Genomic DNA, 16,157 nt, shown 5'->3' with positions numbered 1-16,157 from the left:
CCTGGCCCCCCAACCCTGGGGGAGACCGGCCGGCTCAGATCCTGCGCGTCGGGGACGCCGGGTTGGCGGCGCGGGGGCCGTCCCCCCGGCCCCGAGCGTGCGGGAAGGGATGCTGGGTCACGAGGACGATGAACGCGACGAAGAGGGCCAGGCAGGACAGGGCGAAGATCCAGACGTACCGATCGTATGTTCGAACAAGGCGTTTATCGAAATGTTCGAATTCCGCCCGCTTTTCCCGCCCTCGCCGCTGGCCCAGGAGCGCGAGGACCACCATCAGCCCGATGGGAACGAAGATCAGGAGCGTCCTGGCTGTTTCCGGCAGCCGCGCCCCGTACAGGTTGATGACCATGCCGCTGGCGCCGCAAAGCCCGAGGGTGGGGAAGATCCCCTCGACACTCCCTTTCTGGTAGTTGAACAAGAACGTCCGGCGGTTCGCGCGGGGGGGGGCCTGCCGGTAGATGAACCAGTCCCAGTAGGCCCACAGATCCAGCAGTTTGTTCCACATGCGCAGCCTCGTCCCAGGATTGGAAGGACCGGCCCGGGAAGCCGGATGGAGGGGAACCCGCGCCAGCGCGCCCGGGCCGTGAATGGAGGAGATGAACCTGGAGGAGATGAACCCCCAGTCTGGCACGCGCCCCAGGCCAGCAGGAAGCCTGCAAACACGGGTGGTCCGGTCTCGTCCGCCATGCCAAGGGTTGCGGCCAGCGCATGGTCATGCTCAGTCCCAAGCTTTTGGAATTGCTGCGGAACTACTGGAAGTACGACCGGCCCACGCCGCCCCTGCTGTTCTCCACCCGGAAAGGCAAGCCTCTCTGTCCCGAGACAGCCCGGCGCGCTCTGCTCTGCGCCTTGTATGTTTTCAGAGTCACACCACCCCAGGCCGCCATCCAAGGTGGTCAGGAGGCTTACGTGACAAGCGGGGGGATGGTGTTGATCTGCGCCGAGGCACTGAAACAATTGCCGCCGCTGAGATTCAGCCCATCCCCCTTCCCGTGCAGCGCGGTCAGGACCGGTGAAAACCTTGGCCACAATCGCATTGGCAAGACAGGTCAGGCGCGCACGTTTGAAGCATAGGCTCCTTTTTCCTGTTAAGCGATCGTCGGACAATTCTGTGGATCAAGAGAAGAAGATTACTCTACTGAGCTTGCTCTTTGGTCGGTTATCGCCGAAGGATTGCCTTCAGAGGAATGCGTGCGACGCGCATGCACCTTCACAGTCAATGGACTGATCACAGTATCGATCTGGGCACGTCCTTCAGGTGTAACAATCACAAGGAATCCTTCACCCCACATGTTGTCTTGGCCTATATCAACAGGCCCACCGTCCCTCCACCAAAGCACTTTCGCAACAATCCGGCCGGTCCTATCGATGTAGGACATCCAGTTCTCTGGGTGTTGCTGCCACGCAAGAATATCTAGCCAAAGTGGACAAATAACAAGCATATCGCTTGGTATCCCTGGCATAAATGATTCGGAAAACCGTCGCACGATTGTTGTTGCTGGCCCATCTGGTATTAAAAGCCAACCTTCTATCCACGTCGCTTCTGGGAGCTTGTGAACCCAAGAAAATAGGTCTCCCCCAGAGCCTATATCCAGGAATGGGGCGCGCATGCGCTCCATTGTGAACTCTTTCCTGATGTAGCGGCGATTGAACCTTACGATTTCTGCTATGACGGTGTCTCCCCCAGATAGAAGCGGTTGAACGTCAGCGTGGACGTCGTTCATCCATCTCTGCTCTTCCTCAGTCCAGGAGGCCCGATCAACTGAAGGTCGCTGGATATAAGGCGGTCTAGCAGTTGGTCGTAGGTTCGGAAGTCGAACGGCTGGGTAGTCCATCATATGAAGCAACCATGGCTCATCACGCTCGTTTATCAATCCAGCACGCCGCATCTCGCCTGCAACGTAGCGAATAGCCCGGGCGGCGACGATGGTGTGAGGCCTTGAATAGGTCAAGCGCATGTCGAGGCAGGCAAGCTCGGCTTTTAGCTTGTCTGTTGCAGCTTGGCCAAATACTTCGAGCCCGCCCCAGCTATTGATAAGCTCCCGGCATCGAAGTCGAATGTGGTCGATCGACACTCCTTTTCTAGAAAGCATTTTGATCACGGCAGAAAAAGGGAAAGTCCAACCTAAAGGGTCTTCTACTCGCATAGCACCAGAAATCGGATCGATCAAGGTCGGTCGTTCAAAGCCACCCCGATTTTCGTCCAAATGGATTTGGTACAAAGGTGGGAGATCGGCATGCGACATTAAAATAGGTCGCCCCCAGGCCCTGGAAAGGCGAGCCATTCCGACCGCTACGGCGTAGTCTGGGTGGTCAGCGAAGCTCGCGATGGCCTCTCCCAACTCCCTAACCGCCATGTTGTCAGTAGCAGACAAAAGTAATTGCATTCCCTCGATCGGCTCATCGGCATCCCCCTGAAGAAGGGTGCGGGCCAGCAGCTCGAAAACGGCTGCGCCACCCTCTGCAGACAGCAGCCGAAGGGCCCCATCTCGGAAATGTCTTCTCAACTCGGGAAGCGCAAGCGACAGTGCCCATCGATGTAGTTCGACGATTAACTCTTCGTCAGTTCGCAGGCAATTAGACACTTCGAAAGGCTTACCAAAGGCATGCTCTCGCGTCGTCCTCAACTGCTCGGCGAGACACTCCCACATAGCCGGCCAATCAGGCGCAGGAGTGATTGTGCGGAAGATGGCTTCATGGTCGAGTAAAATCGACCATGTGTAACCTCTACCGGCCGCGAGATCCTCAACCAAGTCGTTGAATGCCTTGCGGTGGACTAGTGCACCATCCAACTTCAAGCGACCCTGGTAGTAGTTCAGCTTGCCTGCACCCGACCAAGAATCCCAGCTCGCGCGATCGTCTGCGTGTCCAGGGTAGGCCTCTACCAAACTACGAGCCAAACCGATATCACCGTGACGGAATGCCTGTTCAACCAGGGTAAAACGGGCTCGCGCATCTTCCTGGAATGCGGGCCATCGTTCAAACATATCACGCGCCTCGGCCAGGCCCGCATTGGGAGCCAGGCGCACATATGCGTGGACCCCTTCGTAGTTTGGATGTTCCACATTTTCATTCAAAAAGCGCTTTTCAAGCTCATCAAGGGATGCAACATCGTCAAAGCGCATAGGTGTGGTTACGTCCCGCTCGGCAGGTGCTTCAGCTTGCCAACGAACCAAGGCATCGTTGAGCGCTGTAATGGTAATGTTTCTAGGACTGGCAGCCTCGGCAAGTCTTTCGAGTAGCGCCGCCCTCGATTGCAATTGACTCTCTGCCTCAATAGCTGCGCACAGCGTTTCAACCAGTGCCGCGACAGTGCTTTCATTTGCTGCAGCAACGATAGCCGAAATGATCTCACCGAGTTTGCCAGGACGATAGTGAGGCTCCCTGTAGTAAGGCAGAGAGAGGGACATCCAAGTAATGGCGCATTGGCCTGCCAAGTCTGGGCGCCTTCTGACAACACCCAGAAGAAGTGCATTCAGAATTCCATCCCACCCAAGCACTCCATTCTTGGAGATTATCCGCGCAGCAGCATAGCCGGTCGATGCATCCACCATCGCCGCCTCGGTAAGCACAGATGCTGAAATCCTGTAGGCTGATGATCTTCCTTCAGTTTCCGCCATTCCCGCGAGCTGACGCATAATCAGCCCGACGCGCTCCCTACGGTTGTCTGGATTAGCAGCATTGGCGAGCTGAAACAGCTCTTCCCACATCTCGAATTGGGGGTCCTTTTTGGGCGCGAGTGCGTAGCCGAGTGTTTCACGATGAATTTGTCGGATGAGATCTCTGGCTCGTGCTTCGTTGCCTACGTGCGCGAAGGCAGTGGCCAGAGAAGCAAGTTCCTCGGCCTGAGCCTCAGGGGTATTCTCTTTAATTTCAGCAACTAAAGGCTCGAGTCTCTGACAAGCAGCCTCAACATCCCCGTTCCAGCGGTAGATTGCGGAAGCGACCTCCCGACGAAGGCTGATGCGATTGTAATTCCCGCTATCTTGGTTAAGAAACGAACGGTCAAATTCAGCAATGACACCAGCAAATTCTGCTTCGCCAGAAATAGCGGCGGCTCTAAGAAACGCCCTTACCAGTACAGGGGCTGCAAAGGATATTTGATGAATCGCATAGAACTCATCAGGTCCATCAGGCCTTGCATGCTCCAAATAGGTCAACATATCCCGCGTCGCGCGAGCAACTTCACCTTGAGCTATTGGATCGCCTACGCGGGTGCGTCCGAGGATGGCTCCGACCACCCTGGCGTGATGCTGAAGAGGTCGGAGCACCGACCGCTTCGAGGGGGCTCCTTCGGTCAGGGGCTCGCCCAACATAGCTGTTAATTCAGCATGCGCAATTACAGCTCGAACCACACCCTCTGATACGTCACCGCCGGTTTCCCCGTCCATCATGGCGATTCCCGGAGACACCAAATTGGCGAAAATGGATCGAGCCATCTGTGTGTCACCGAGTTCCACTGCGGCCATCGCCGCGCGTCGGCGCCAGCCGTTGGGTATCCCAAGAAACGCGCTGTGAACCACCGCTTGCAATAAGAGATCGTGGGCCTGACCGACAAGCCCTCGTTTGCATGCCCTTAAGCTCGCCTCGATAAGTAAATATGGGAAAAACGTATCCTGAACCTTCAACTGCCGAGCAATCTCGCAAGGGTCACTGTCTGGTTGAGCTGCCGCAGCTGCCTGGGCCACTGTAAGCCGGAGTTCTTCCCCGAAGGCACCAACATCCTGAGCATCCCACCTCTGATCTGGCTCCAGCCTGGTAAGGCGCTCGATAGCTTCGTTAATCTGTTCAGAATCTCGAAAGTGAAAGACTTGTTCTGCCCATCGGTGGAGTTCTTCTTGCTGACTATAGAGATCATTCGTTCGGCTTCCAAGCAATTGTTCTAGTGGCTCGTTTCTATGAAAAACCGCACGTGCCTTGTCGATTTCCCCGACACTTAGCAGTGCATCAACCACCTTGTCTTCCCTGCTCCCATTTGCCTCGGTATATGCCAGTGCGCTGTCGATATCGCCTATTGCCAGCAAAGCGTCCACTACACCCGGCGCATATTCAAGGACCCTCGACCTTCGCTTGACCTCATCCATGGCGAGCAGGAGGCGGAAAACATCGATCGGTCCACCAAGCGCTTTCGCGGCCCCGAAAGCTAGGCGAATGTCGGCTTGAATGTCGTCGGATGACCGACCATCGGAAAGCTGGTTCCTGAACCGGGTTGGCTGGGCAAGTGAAAGAACCATTGAATGGCTCTCGGCGCGCGCCCAGTATCTGAGTTCAAGCCATCGCTGGTGGCTATCGGCTCCAGCAATGCGTGCGAGCTCAGCAAGATTCCGGTAAATACTAGGTGAATAGTCGAGATCTTGTTTGCCAAATTTTAGTCGCGGCTTGGAAAGGATAAACAGCCGGAAGCTGTTATGGAAAACTTCCCAACCTTGTGGACCAAGGCTTAGGAGATGCCGGGTCGAAGCCAAGGCACGCTCGACAGCCTGGTCGGAAACAGCGCGCGCTAGAAGCTCGGGAGGAATCGGACCCTCGGCACGAGCGATATATCCCAGAACATCACGGGCATCACTATCGTCATTGATATCCCGCCACGCGGAGGCGTACACCGTCTCGATATCGCCCTCGAAATCGAACTCTCCTTTTAGCAAAGCCTCCTGGCGTTCCGAGTCAGCCCCAAGTAGAGCTTCGATTAAATAACGAGTGACGAGCGGATGGCCATGGCAAAGCGCAAAAAGCCTTTCACGCGATAGGCCAGGTCCAAGCCCGAACGCATCGGCCATGCGGTACACCGCCTCACGAGCCAGCGGTTCGACAATGACATGCCGGCGAGGGAGTGAAGCCTGTTCCTGAATAGCAGGCTTTAGGTCATCAAGATCCAGTCGTTGTGTTCCAAGAACAAAAATTACACCCGCAGGGATTGATTCAGGCAGGGGAAGCTCAGCCAGGAGGGATCGTTCCGGCCGCTCTTCTCGTGGGATATGGTCGAGTCCATCGACGATAATTAAGGTTCGGATGCTGGTTTTTCGAAACCGCTCCCCGGCCTGATTCAACAGGCTACCGAACTGCTCCCGACGTTCGTGCAGGTTTGAATTACGAAAGCGGATCCCGGCAAGGCCGCTGCGCCTAAATTGGGCGTTAAGGTCGTCCAGGAACCCCTCAGCTTCGCCTCGCCCCACGCCCTGGCCTTCCCCGGGTACAAAAGCGAGGTAACGCATGGTAACGAGTGCAGATTCGGTTGTCAGTGAAAGTTGGAGTAAGGTTGATTTACCTGAGCCCGGGGGTCCGACCAGGGAAACATAGCCGCTATCAAAGGCGTTGATCGCTTCTCGAAGCTTCCCTTCGGTCAAGTAATTGCGCTGTGCATAGGCCCCCACAGGGAATTGATGCGAACGGCGAATTGCAGAGCTGTCTGGCCAATTCAGTTCCTTAAGAAACTCTGCTCGGGTCCAACGATCACGATCTCTTGCATCTGCGACAAGCCTCGGAAGTAGATCCGCGATCTTGCGGGCAAGCCGGGCCCCCTCTGGTGACAACCGATGATAATGAACAAAATCCGCGTCAGAACCGCATAGGATTCGCAACCCGCCAAAGAAAATATTGAAGGCTTCCTCGCTTAAACCAGATTTCCCAGCGAGCTTGTCGACAAATGGTTGCCATCTTGTTAAGCGCCAATCATTAAGCGACCAGCTTGGATGGAACTTAAAATCCTGGATAAATGCTGCACTGTGACCTTCGGATCCCTTGATTAGCTTGTCCCGGTTGGAAGGGATATCGTTAGTGACAAGTCTAATTTCAACGTTGCTGCCAGGGAACGATTGCCTTAGTTGGCCCCAAGCATTCACGAGCGGCTGGAAAAGTCCATCTGCGCCAAGTAAGAGTGATTCCAACCGGAAGGGGTCAGGGTATTTGGAGGTCTTGAACTGGTGCCCGACAATCCGGTCTGACAATCCGAGCACGACATCGTCTGCGATCCCTGCACCACGATCCGCCAGCCCAATCCAAACCAGATCATCTCTGTCCAATGCGGCATAGATCGCGGCGGAGGCGGCATCGTACTGCGGAACGTAGCCACGCTGAGCTCGTCGCTCACCTTCTCCAGGAGGGATTGGTTTGCTTGCTTTAGTCATGTCACTTCATGATAGTCGCTCCCCCTATGTCCAAGCAGGAAACCTGGCAGCTGCACAGAAGCGCAAACACCACGTTCTCTCCAAGAAGAGCTTTGAAACCGTCCTTATCCTGCTGCGTTGGCCATGGAAGTGGCGGATGCAGGTGTTCTGGTTCATACAAAATGACCCATCCCCGGAAAGTCGGCCCATTTGAGAGGCCAGTTCAACGCCTCAACGTCCTAACCGGCCTGTTGATCCATGGCGTCATGGGGAAGCTGTGCCCGGAAGCCGCTGGCTCCTTCTGGCCGCTCCTCTGTGGGCTGTTCAGCCTGCCCAGTCAGGCCTGGGTGCTCACCCTGTTGCACTTGGTGCGGGGCGATCGAACCGCGAGAGAGGTATGAAAAGGCCCTCCGTTGGATTCGATCAGCTAGGTCCGGTTTAGCCAGAGAGCGGACCGAGCCGTGCTGGAATCGGAGTAGCATCAGGAATTCAACCGATCCAGGGGCAAGCATGGCGCAAGCGGACCGCTTCCAGTGCGGCTGGGTGAAGCCGTTCACCACGATCAAGGGCGAGGACCATCTGGGGGTCCTTGCCCAATCGGTCCGGATGTACAGCGAACTGCTCCCGGGCCTCACCAATGTGACGGAACGGTTGTGGGCCTATGGGTTCTACCCTTGGCTCACGCTCCACCACGAGCGCCGGACGCACGCTGGCTGGGCCCTCAGCTTCCAGCAGACCATCCGCAGGGCCGAGATCCTCGCCGCCGCGGCCGCGCATCTTCATGAACTCGATACCGGGGAGGGGGACCGGGCGCACGGGGCCCACATGACCGGCCGCAGAACCCTGAACCCCCTCGTGGAGCAGTTGCATCGTGGGGAGCTCGGTCGGCTGCCGGTGGCGCGCCTGGCCCTGCCAGGAGCGACTCGGGAAGGCCGCTATTTCGGCAACCGGTACGGCGGCTATGGTCAGTACTACCGGGCCACCTTCGACCAAGCGGGCTTCCTGGAGTGGAAAAACGGCCCGGTCTGCACCCTGAAGGGCCCCGGCATTGCCCTGGGCGAGACCATGGGCGGGATCCTGGATGCCGAGACCCTGTTCCAGGCCATCTGCCAGGACGAGGTGGATCTGCCCACCCTGCGCGGCCTGGACTTCTGCTGCCCGTGTCGGCTGCGCTCCGCCCCGCCCATCCAGGCAATGCTCCGGAGCTTCCTGCTGAACCTCCCGGGCCCGACCTTCCCGGCGCGGGAAGGGGCCGAGCTCCGCCGGCAGACCCTCCTCCTGCTGCTGGCTTCCATCCATCACACTCCTGAGAACCAGGAGCACCGGCTGGATCCCGGGACCGCGTTCAGGCGGTCCATGTATTCCGGGGTCTGGGAGGACGGCTCCGGGCACGCGCTCCCCGCAGAATTTGGCGAGGCCCGGGAGCGCTGGCGGATCTACCAGCGGCACGAACTGCTCGCTGTCTTCCTGCAGACCCTGTTCTGGGCCGGCCTGCGCGCCCTGGACGACACCCCCGCGGCCTCGCTCCGGGCCTACTGCGCCACGTTCCTGGCAACCTTCCGGGGCGACCTGGAAAGGATCGCGCCCCTGGCCGATCCGCTCGACCAAGCCCGGAACCGGATCATGGGGGCTCTGCCCGGTCTCGGCGACCGCCTTCAGCACGGTCACGAGCTGCAGTTGGCCGCGCGCATTATGATCCAGGTGCACTCCACGGCGCCGGAGCTGGGCACCTGCGTCGAGCTGGCGGTCCGCGGGCTGCTCACGCTCCTGGCCCGAGGCCTGCCGGTGGCGGGGAACCCGTACCTGCCGTTCCGGGCCGCCGCCCAGGCGCTGACCGATCCGGCGGACCTCAACCTGTTGACCTTCGCCCAGGCCGCGACGCTGCAGGCGGCCGACGCAACCTTCGAGGACTGGCTCCGGGTTCTGGTGCGGGATTGGGGCGCCCAAGCTCATCTGCGGGTTGCCTACCGGAAGTACTACCAGGAGTTCGGCAAGGACACCTTCAAGCTGCGGCCGGTGGAGAACGGCCTGCTGCCCGCGGCCAGGGACCAAATGCCGGTTCCGACCTGGACCTATCCCCGGCTGGGCACCGCCTGCCAGTTCCTCTTCGAGGCCGGTTTCCTGGACCCGGAAGGCGCGCTGACCGCCGATGGCCGGGACCTACTCCGGGAAGGGGGGCTGCATGCCTGAACACCGGATGGACCTCCTCGCTGCCTGGGCTCCGCTTCGCGACCTGGACACCTGCGTATTCACAACTTACGGGATCAATCTGCAGTTCTTCGAACAGGTCATCCTGCCCCACCTGCGGGGCCGGGGGTGCCGCATGGCCCTGGTGCTGGTGGACCAGGGCCAGTTCAGCCGGGCCATGGTCACAGAGGGCTACCTGCCGACCCTGCTGGGCCGGTACTGGATGGCCTTACCCATCCGAGCGCAGGGTTCCTTCCACCCCAAGGCCAGCCTTCTGCTGGACGGACGGCGCGGCAGCCTCCACGTGGGCAGCCACAACCTGACGCTGGGCGGCTACGGAGGCAACCTGGAACTGACCGGGCACTGGACCCTCGGCGGCGAGGACTCTGGCCGCAGGCCGTTCCAGGAGGCCTGGGGGTTCGTCCGCGCCTGGGCCGGATCGGCCCCCGCCGTGGTCAACCACCTGCTGGACCAGATGCAGCAGCTCCACCCCTGGCTGGCGGAGCTGGATCCGTGGGACGGGGACCTGGTCCTGTTCGGCTCGCGCCCGCAGGGGCCAGGGCTCTGGGAGCAGTTGCGGGACCGGCTACCGGGCGACGTGGCCCGGGGCTACATCCTGGGCCCGTACTTCGATACGGGGCTGCATTTCCTAAAGGAGTTACTGGCCCGCTGGCCCGAGACCCAATGGGACATCGCGGTGCAGCCGGGCCTCAGCCTGCTAGAGCCGGAAGCCAGGGACCTGGGCCCGCGCGTGCGGTTTCACCGGATCCCTGAGACCTGGGGCCTCGGCCCGGGGTCTTCCCGCCTGGTCCACGGCAAGGGCGTCCTGTTCGAGTGCGCCGGGGGCAGTCGCCACTGGCTGGCCGGATCGGCCAACCCCAGCGGCCCCGCCTGGCTGAAGGACGCGCAAGGCAGGAACGTAAATGCCGAACTGGTCTTCCTGCGCCGGGAGGAGGCGCCTCTGGAGTCGACCATGACCCGGGACCTGGAAGCCATCCGGGACCAGCCAGAACTGGACGAGGACGACTGGCGGCGGGTCCTGGCGGCCTCCATCCAGGCCAAGGCTAGGCGCGACCGGGAGCGGGCCGAGGCGACCGTGTGGAACGCCGTTCCTGCCGTCGCCTGGTTGGAAGGCCGCAGCATCCGGGTGCCCGGGTCGGCGGCGCCGGACTGGGAGACCGCCCTTGGCGGCATCCTGGATGCAGGCGGCCGGGAGCTGCAAGCCCCGGCCTGGCGCCGGCAGGGCGACCAGGCTTATCTGGACCTCGCCGCAGAGGTCCGCGGCGATCAGCTCCTCTGGGTGGACGTCGCCGGACGAGGCTGGCGCCTCCCAGTGCAGAGCGAAGCCCTGGGGCTAGTGGCGCTGACCCGGGACGACCCAGTCGGTCGCGCCCTGGAGATCTTGGAACTGTTTCCCATCGTGCTGGACGGGTTCGACGCCGAGGCGTTGCGAGCCATCGAAGTCATCCTGGCCAAGCCGCTGCTGCCGCGGGCCCAAGCTGCCGGTGGCACCCGAACGACCCCCGCCTCCACGCGCGGGACGGTCGAGGTCACGGTGGCCCTTGGCCGCGAGCCGGAGGCGAACGTCAGACCCGCCACGCTGCTCTCGCCCATGGATCAGCAGGCTCGCCTGTTCGACGCCCTGGAACGCCATCTCGAGGCCGCCATGGCCTGGGATGGCAAGGTCGCGACCCTGCTCGATCGTGCGGACCGGATGGCCGGTGGGGTCCGGAACGAGGATTTCGAAGTCGAGGAGGAAGACGAGGCCGCTCTTGACGGAGACGGGGTCCCGATGCCCGATACAGCCAAGGCGGGAGCGCCGGTCGCGCCCTCCGGCAAGGGCGAATCCCCGGTAACCGCCCATGCCGTGCGCATCTTGGAATCCCTGGCCGGATGGCTGGGCGCGCCGATCAAGCCGGAGGACCCCGAGGCCCTGCGATCGGGTCTCGTGATGGCCTTTGGCATCCTGTACTGGATCCGCTACCGGATCCTGCTTCAGGAGATCCCGGCCATGGCCGAGCGGATCGGCCGACCGCTGGACATCATGGCCCTGCGGGGGCCCCTGCAGCGCTGCATCGAGCTGCTAACCCTGCGCCCGGACGGGATCTTGCACCTGGAGGCACAATCCGGAGCGCACTCGCAGCAGGGCGATGAAGCCCTCTCCCTGGCGACCTGGCTGCTGTTCCGGATCGGCCGGGGCTTCCATTATCCGAGGCCCAGCCCCGGGGCCTGGTCCAGCGAACGGAAGACGGAATTGCAGTTCCAGGCCAGGATCGAACTCTCCCTGCTGCAGCTGGCCGAGGCGATCCTGGCCCGAGACCCGGATCGCCTCGACCTGGCCCGGAAGGAGGACAGCGCACCCTACCGCGGCTGGTTACGGCGCCTCCTGGCGGTGGCGGGAGCGGTGCGGAGCTCCATCGACGGCGCCGACATCGTGGTGGATAGCCCGGTCCGATTGGGGGACCTAGTCGTCTTCCCGGGGGCGGATGGGCGTTTCCAGCCCGGTATCGCCATGAATTCCCAGAGTGTCCGGTCCTTCAGGGTCTGGAACCTTCGCACTGGGGAAATGGAGTTGAGAGCTGGTGATGTGCTTTATAAATTAAGTTACCAGTTCGAATGAAAATTCAATCATCGACCCCCAACCCCGGCATGATCGCCGCGACCTGCCGATGCAGCGTATCGTTCGGGGAGCCGTGCCTAATCTGAGCGCAAGCTGCTGAACCCAATGCGAGTATTACCGTAAAAAGACGAGATCTCCGAATAAGGATAAGCGATTCGCTCAAGTTGACAGATGATAATTCAAAATTGTTCAAATGCCTTTTGGAGATAATTTATCAAATATGAGGCCAATTGATTCACGAGCAGCTTGATCCAAAGGAAGAAAACCATGAAGCAATCGAACAATGCCATTTCCTTCTGCACAAGTTGATGGGCTTCTGATTTCCTTTTAACTTTCTGTACCAATACCATCCGATTAAGGAATCCCGAAAAATTCAAACAAGCCACGATTTGGAGAAGTCGTAATATAGACAAATGGGACGATTCCCCATGGAGTGGCATCTGGCATTGCTGGAAGGGAATTCCCGTATAATTTCGTGCTTCTCTCATGTGATCGTCAGCACCAGTCCGAATCCTGCCAGGCCTTCCCAAGATGAGCCGCACCAACCGCTGTTGAATACTAATGCCGATTCCGTCTCCAATCACCTCGCTCAGGACTTCCAGTACGCGCATGCCACCTCACTTCTACCGATCTACCGCGCCCTCGACGTAGGACACCATGGCCCCCGGCGCACTCAGAGTGAGCGGCAAGGCTGAATATAGGAATTGCCGGTCATCCACAACCAGAAGGGTTCCGCGGTAATTCCCGGCGCAGTCACTTTTGAAGACGACCACAGCCCCCAGGTCCATGAGGATCCGAGGCAACTGGGAACCTTCGCCACTGAGGCTGGCCGCCATGGGCAGTTCCACCGAGACCGAGACCTTGCGCTGAAGCGCCTGGGCCAGTTCATTGGCGGCCGGCACTAATGCCAGGGCCTCGGTCCGGAGGTACACGCTCCTCCGGGCCCCCTGGAGCATCCGGATCAGGGCCTGGTCTCGTCCAGCCTGGGAAACGGTGGTCCTCGCCGGTCCCACCCGTACTCGCATGGCATTGCAAGATGCGGCGCCTCCGGCGACCAAGGACAGCAACGCCCCCACGGCCGCGATGCGGGACCACGGGTTCATTCCAATCCCCCGGCGGTGCCCCGCATGTCCCGGGCATCGAGGCTCGGACGTGGCCAGTCCAGATCGTGCCTGCGGAGGACCGTCGTCAAGGTCATGCTCGGCCGCTGAGGGAACACCCAATCCTGCCTCTGGGCTTCCCAGGCCACCAGCCTCCGGAAGCGGTATTCCACTTTGCCGTTGGCATGGATGAGGGCACCAGGCTTCTCAATCTCGAGGACCTCGGAGACCCGGCGCTTGCCGTCCTTCTCGTCATAGGCCTGATGGAAGACCACATCGATGGCCTCGCCGACCATCTCCGCCACCACCATGCTGTTGAGCCCACTGACCGGTGCCATCTGGGCCATGAGCTGCATCTGGCGCAGGGCGGAATGGGCATCGTTGCAGTGGAGGGTGCCGAACCCGCCGCCGTGCCCGCTGCTCAGCGCCCGGATGAGGAAGAACGCTTCGTCCCCGCGCACCTCCCCGACCACGATTCGGTCCGGAGCCATGCGCAGGCAGTTCCGCACTAGGTCGCCGATCCCTACGGCGCCTACGCCCTCTCGGTAGGGTTCCACGGTCTCCAGGGCAACCCAGTTGGGATTCTGGATCTGGAGCTCCCGTGCGTCCTCCACGGTCACCACCCGCTCGTGCAGGGGGATCAGCCGGGACAGGGCGTTTAGGGTGCTGGTCTTCCCTGCCCCGGTGCCGCCGCCCACGATGATGCTCTTCCGCGCCTGCACTAGGCTGTGGGCCATAGTGACGATGGCCTCGTTGACGCTCCCGTATTCCAGGAGCTTCTCCATGCTCATGGTGTCCCGGGGGAACTTCCGGATGGTCATGGAGGCCTTCTCGCAGGCTGGGGGGATGACGATGTTCACCCGCTCCCCGCCCGGGAGGCGTCCGTTCAGGACCGGGCGGTCCTGGTTGATGCGCCGCTGGATCACATCCGAGATCCGGGTGCAGGCGGTCGTGAAGTCCTGGAGGTCGGCCCAGAAGACGCCGGGGATCTTGCCGTGACCGCGGATGCCCTCCCCCTTGGCCCAGACATCGTCGAAGCCGTTCACCTCGATCTCGGTGATGCCCTCGTCCTCCAGGAGCGCCCGGACCGGGTGCAGGGCGCTCAGGAGGGCCGCGTCCCAGCGTTCCGGGTTACGAAGCGCCATGGGGCACCTCCTGGCCGGCGCCGCCCGCGCAGCAAAGCACCCAGTCCAGGGCGGCACCCACGGCGTCTTCGATGGAGGGCTTGGCCACCGAATACCGGTAGAGCAGCGTGCCCTCCGGACTCTCCAGGCGCAACTCGATGCAGACGCCCCGGAAGGGTTGGCCGGGGGTGGGCTCGAGAACGGCGCCGACGCAGGCGCCGCGGATGCGGATAGGGGCCCGGCGGTCCAGGATCCATTGGCGTCGCTTGGCGAGGAAACGGAAGGCCGCATCCCAGGCCCGGGCGGTGATGGGGGCAGCATCGGGGGTCACGGGCCTGACGCCAAGCCAGGCCACCCGGGTGCCGGTCCACCGGAACCCGCTGTCAGCGAAGTGGCCCATGGAGGGGTTGCCCTGCAGGCGGAGGTAGTCGGCCAGCTGGAAGAACCGGTACAGACTCTGGGGCTCGGAACGGGCCTCGGCCGATTCCAGGAAGGGCTCTCTTCCCCCGATCCGCTGCCAGAAGGCGGCAGCCTGGGCCGGGGTGAGTTCCCCCGAGGAAGGGACCTGAGCGCCCAGGGCCAGGCCGGCCAGGAGCAGTAAGGCCCTCATGGCCGCTGCCTCACCCAGGAAAGGTCCCGGGTCGGCATGAAGGGCGTGAAGAGGACATCCTGGGTGAAGTAGCACTTCAGCTTCGTTCCTTCCCGGATGGTCACCGTGGGGAGGACGTTGGCGTAGCGCTGGATGACGGCGTTAACCACGTTGGTGAAGTTCTGGGAGGTGCGGGACAGCACTTGGTCCCGGGCGGTGGGGTTGTCCTCGGCGCCCGCGCTCTGCACCTGGGCGGCGAGGCCGTCGAAGACGCCCAGGGCCACGGCCGCGCCGAACTGGAGCATCAGGTGGCGGTTCACCCGGTCCTGGACGCCCAGGCTGCCCAGGTTGTCCATGGCCGGGAACTGGCGGGTGGGGAAGTAGGCCACCTTGGGGGTCTCGCCGGGATCGCGGCGGGGGAACACCAGCTTGTGGAAGGTTATGAAGAGCCGCGCCTGTTGCAGTGACTGGACCCGACCGGCGGTGCCGTAGAGCTTGGCGCCGGCGGGGACCAGGACATCCTTTCCGTCCAGGCTGACGAAGTCCCGGGCCACCTGGGCCATGACCGGGGAGGCGGCGATGTCCGACTCGACCCGGTTGATCATGACGCAGTCGAGGAACTTGCCCTCGCTGACGGTGACGGCGGGGCCCTGGCCGCCGCTGATGCGCATATCGGCCACCTCGCCCAGCGGCGCCGGCTGGGAGGCGAGTTCGGCGGGGAGCTTGGCCGCGGGAGCCGCCTCGGCGGGACCACCGGCCATGGCCTTCTCCGCCATGGCGGTGAGCCGCTCGATGGAACGGGTGGTGGCCCTGGCCTGGGTCTCCTCGGGGGTGGCGTCCTCGCCGCCCTGGCGGGGGTTCCGGCCGCTGGAGGCCGCCCTCCGGGAGGCCCAGTTGGCCGATGTGCTGGTGGTGTAACCGAGCATGGAGCCCTGCAGGTCCTGGCGCTCCTCCTTGCGGGCCTCCCGGCGTTCCCGGGCCATGTTCGGGTCGGTGTCGGCGGGCTCGGCGTCCCGCTTCCAGGAACGGGGGGCGGCCTCAGGCTGGATCCCGGCGGCGATCTGGGGCCGGGGCCCCCCGTGGGCGCCCTCCAGGGTCACCAGGGGCTGGTTCTCGGGCAGATCCCGGGGGTCCACCTGGGGAGGCAGGTAGTTGCCCTGGGCGTCGAACTGGTAGCCGGTGCCGACCTCCTCCTGGCGCATCCTGGGGATGCCCGCCTCAGCGCGGCTGCGGGCCGCGTCGGCCTTGGCGCTGATGGTGGCCTCGCCGGCGCTGCGGACGGAGGCTCCGGCGGCCTGGGCGGGATGGAAGGTCTTGTAGAGGAGGGCCCCCACGCACGACAGCCCGGCCACGCCGCCCAGCACCATGGCGATGATCCCGTTCCGCCCGGCCCTGCCGGTGTTACCAGCCTTCTTCTCGGTGGTGATGTCCATG

At 62.0% G+C, this 16,157-nt stretch carries 9 protein-coding genes; 2 read left to right on the top strand and 7 right to left on the bottom strand.

Going from position 1 to position 16,157, the window contains the following annotated elements; all coding sequences use genetic code 11:
• Window positions 1-34 precede the first annotated feature (34 nt).
• The gene (locus R2J75_RS09300; protein ID WP_243332454.1) at window positions 35-505 is read right to left on the bottom strand and encodes a hypothetical protein; all 471 of its coding nucleotides are present in this window, start codon (window positions 503-505) and stop codon (window positions 35-37) included.
• Between the two features lie 625 nt (window positions 506-1,130).
• Entirely contained in the window at window positions 1,131-7,124 is a 5,994-nt protein-coding gene (locus R2J75_RS09295; protein WP_316411547.1) for a P-loop NTPase family protein, read from the bottom strand.
• Between the two features lie 489 nt (window positions 7,125-7,613).
• Between R2J75_RS09295 and R2J75_RS09290 the strand changes: the two genes are divergently transcribed.
• A complete protein-coding gene (locus R2J75_RS09290; protein WP_316411546.1) occupies window positions 7,614-9,293 on the top strand; it encodes a hypothetical protein in 1,680 nt (559 codons plus the stop codon).
• Complete coding sequence (locus R2J75_RS09285; protein WP_316411545.1) at window positions 9,286-11,910, top strand: hypothetical protein; 2,625 nt, start codon at window positions 9,286-9,288, stop codon at window positions 11,908-11,910. The genes R2J75_RS09290 and R2J75_RS09285 overlap by 8 nt, the downstream gene beginning before the upstream one ends.
• 179 nt (window positions 11,911-12,089) lie before the next feature.
• On the opposite strand, the gene R2J75_RS09280 is transcribed toward R2J75_RS09285, so the two are convergent.
• The 5 genes from R2J75_RS09280 to R2J75_RS09260 all read right to left on the bottom strand — a co-directional run bounded on the left by R2J75_RS09280 (window position 12,090) and on the right by R2J75_RS09260 (window position 16,156).
• On the bottom strand, window positions 12,090-12,521 hold the full coding sequence (locus tag R2J75_RS09280) for a hypothetical protein (protein WP_316411544.1): 432 nt from the start codon (window positions 12,519-12,521) through the stop codon (window positions 12,090-12,092).
• A gap of 12 nt (window positions 12,522-12,533) precedes the next feature.
• The gene (locus R2J75_RS09275) at window positions 12,534-12,842 is read right to left on the bottom strand and encodes a hypothetical protein (RefSeq protein WP_316411543.1); all 309 of its coding nucleotides are present in this window, start codon (window positions 12,840-12,842) and stop codon (window positions 12,534-12,536) included.
• 167 nt (window positions 12,843-13,009) lie between these two features.
• Window positions 13,010-14,155 (bottom strand): CpaF family protein, encoded by a 1,146-nt coding sequence (locus tag R2J75_RS09270; RefSeq protein WP_316411542.1) that lies wholly within the window; start codon window positions 14,153-14,155, stop codon window positions 13,010-13,012.
• The gene (locus R2J75_RS09265) at window positions 14,142-14,744 is read right to left on the bottom strand and encodes a hypothetical protein (protein ID WP_316411541.1); all 603 of its coding nucleotides are present in this window, start codon (window positions 14,742-14,744) and stop codon (window positions 14,142-14,144) included. The genes R2J75_RS09270 and R2J75_RS09265 overlap by 14 nt, the downstream gene beginning before the upstream one ends.
• Window positions 14,741-16,156 (bottom strand): TrbI/VirB10 family protein, encoded by a 1,416-nt coding sequence (locus tag R2J75_RS09260; RefSeq protein ID WP_316411540.1) that lies wholly within the window; start codon window positions 16,154-16,156, stop codon window positions 14,741-14,743. Before R2J75_RS09260 ends, R2J75_RS09265 begins: the two co-directional genes overlap by 4 nt.
• Between the last annotated feature and the right edge of the window lies 1 nt (window position 16,157).

This window comes from Mesoterricola sediminis, from assembly GCF_030295425.1.
Lineage (GTDB): Bacteria > Acidobacteriota > Holophagae > Holophagales > Holophagaceae > Mesoterricola > Mesoterricola sediminis.
Note: the sequence above shows the minus strand (reverse complement) of the source record. Positions and strands in the feature narration are given on the sequence as shown.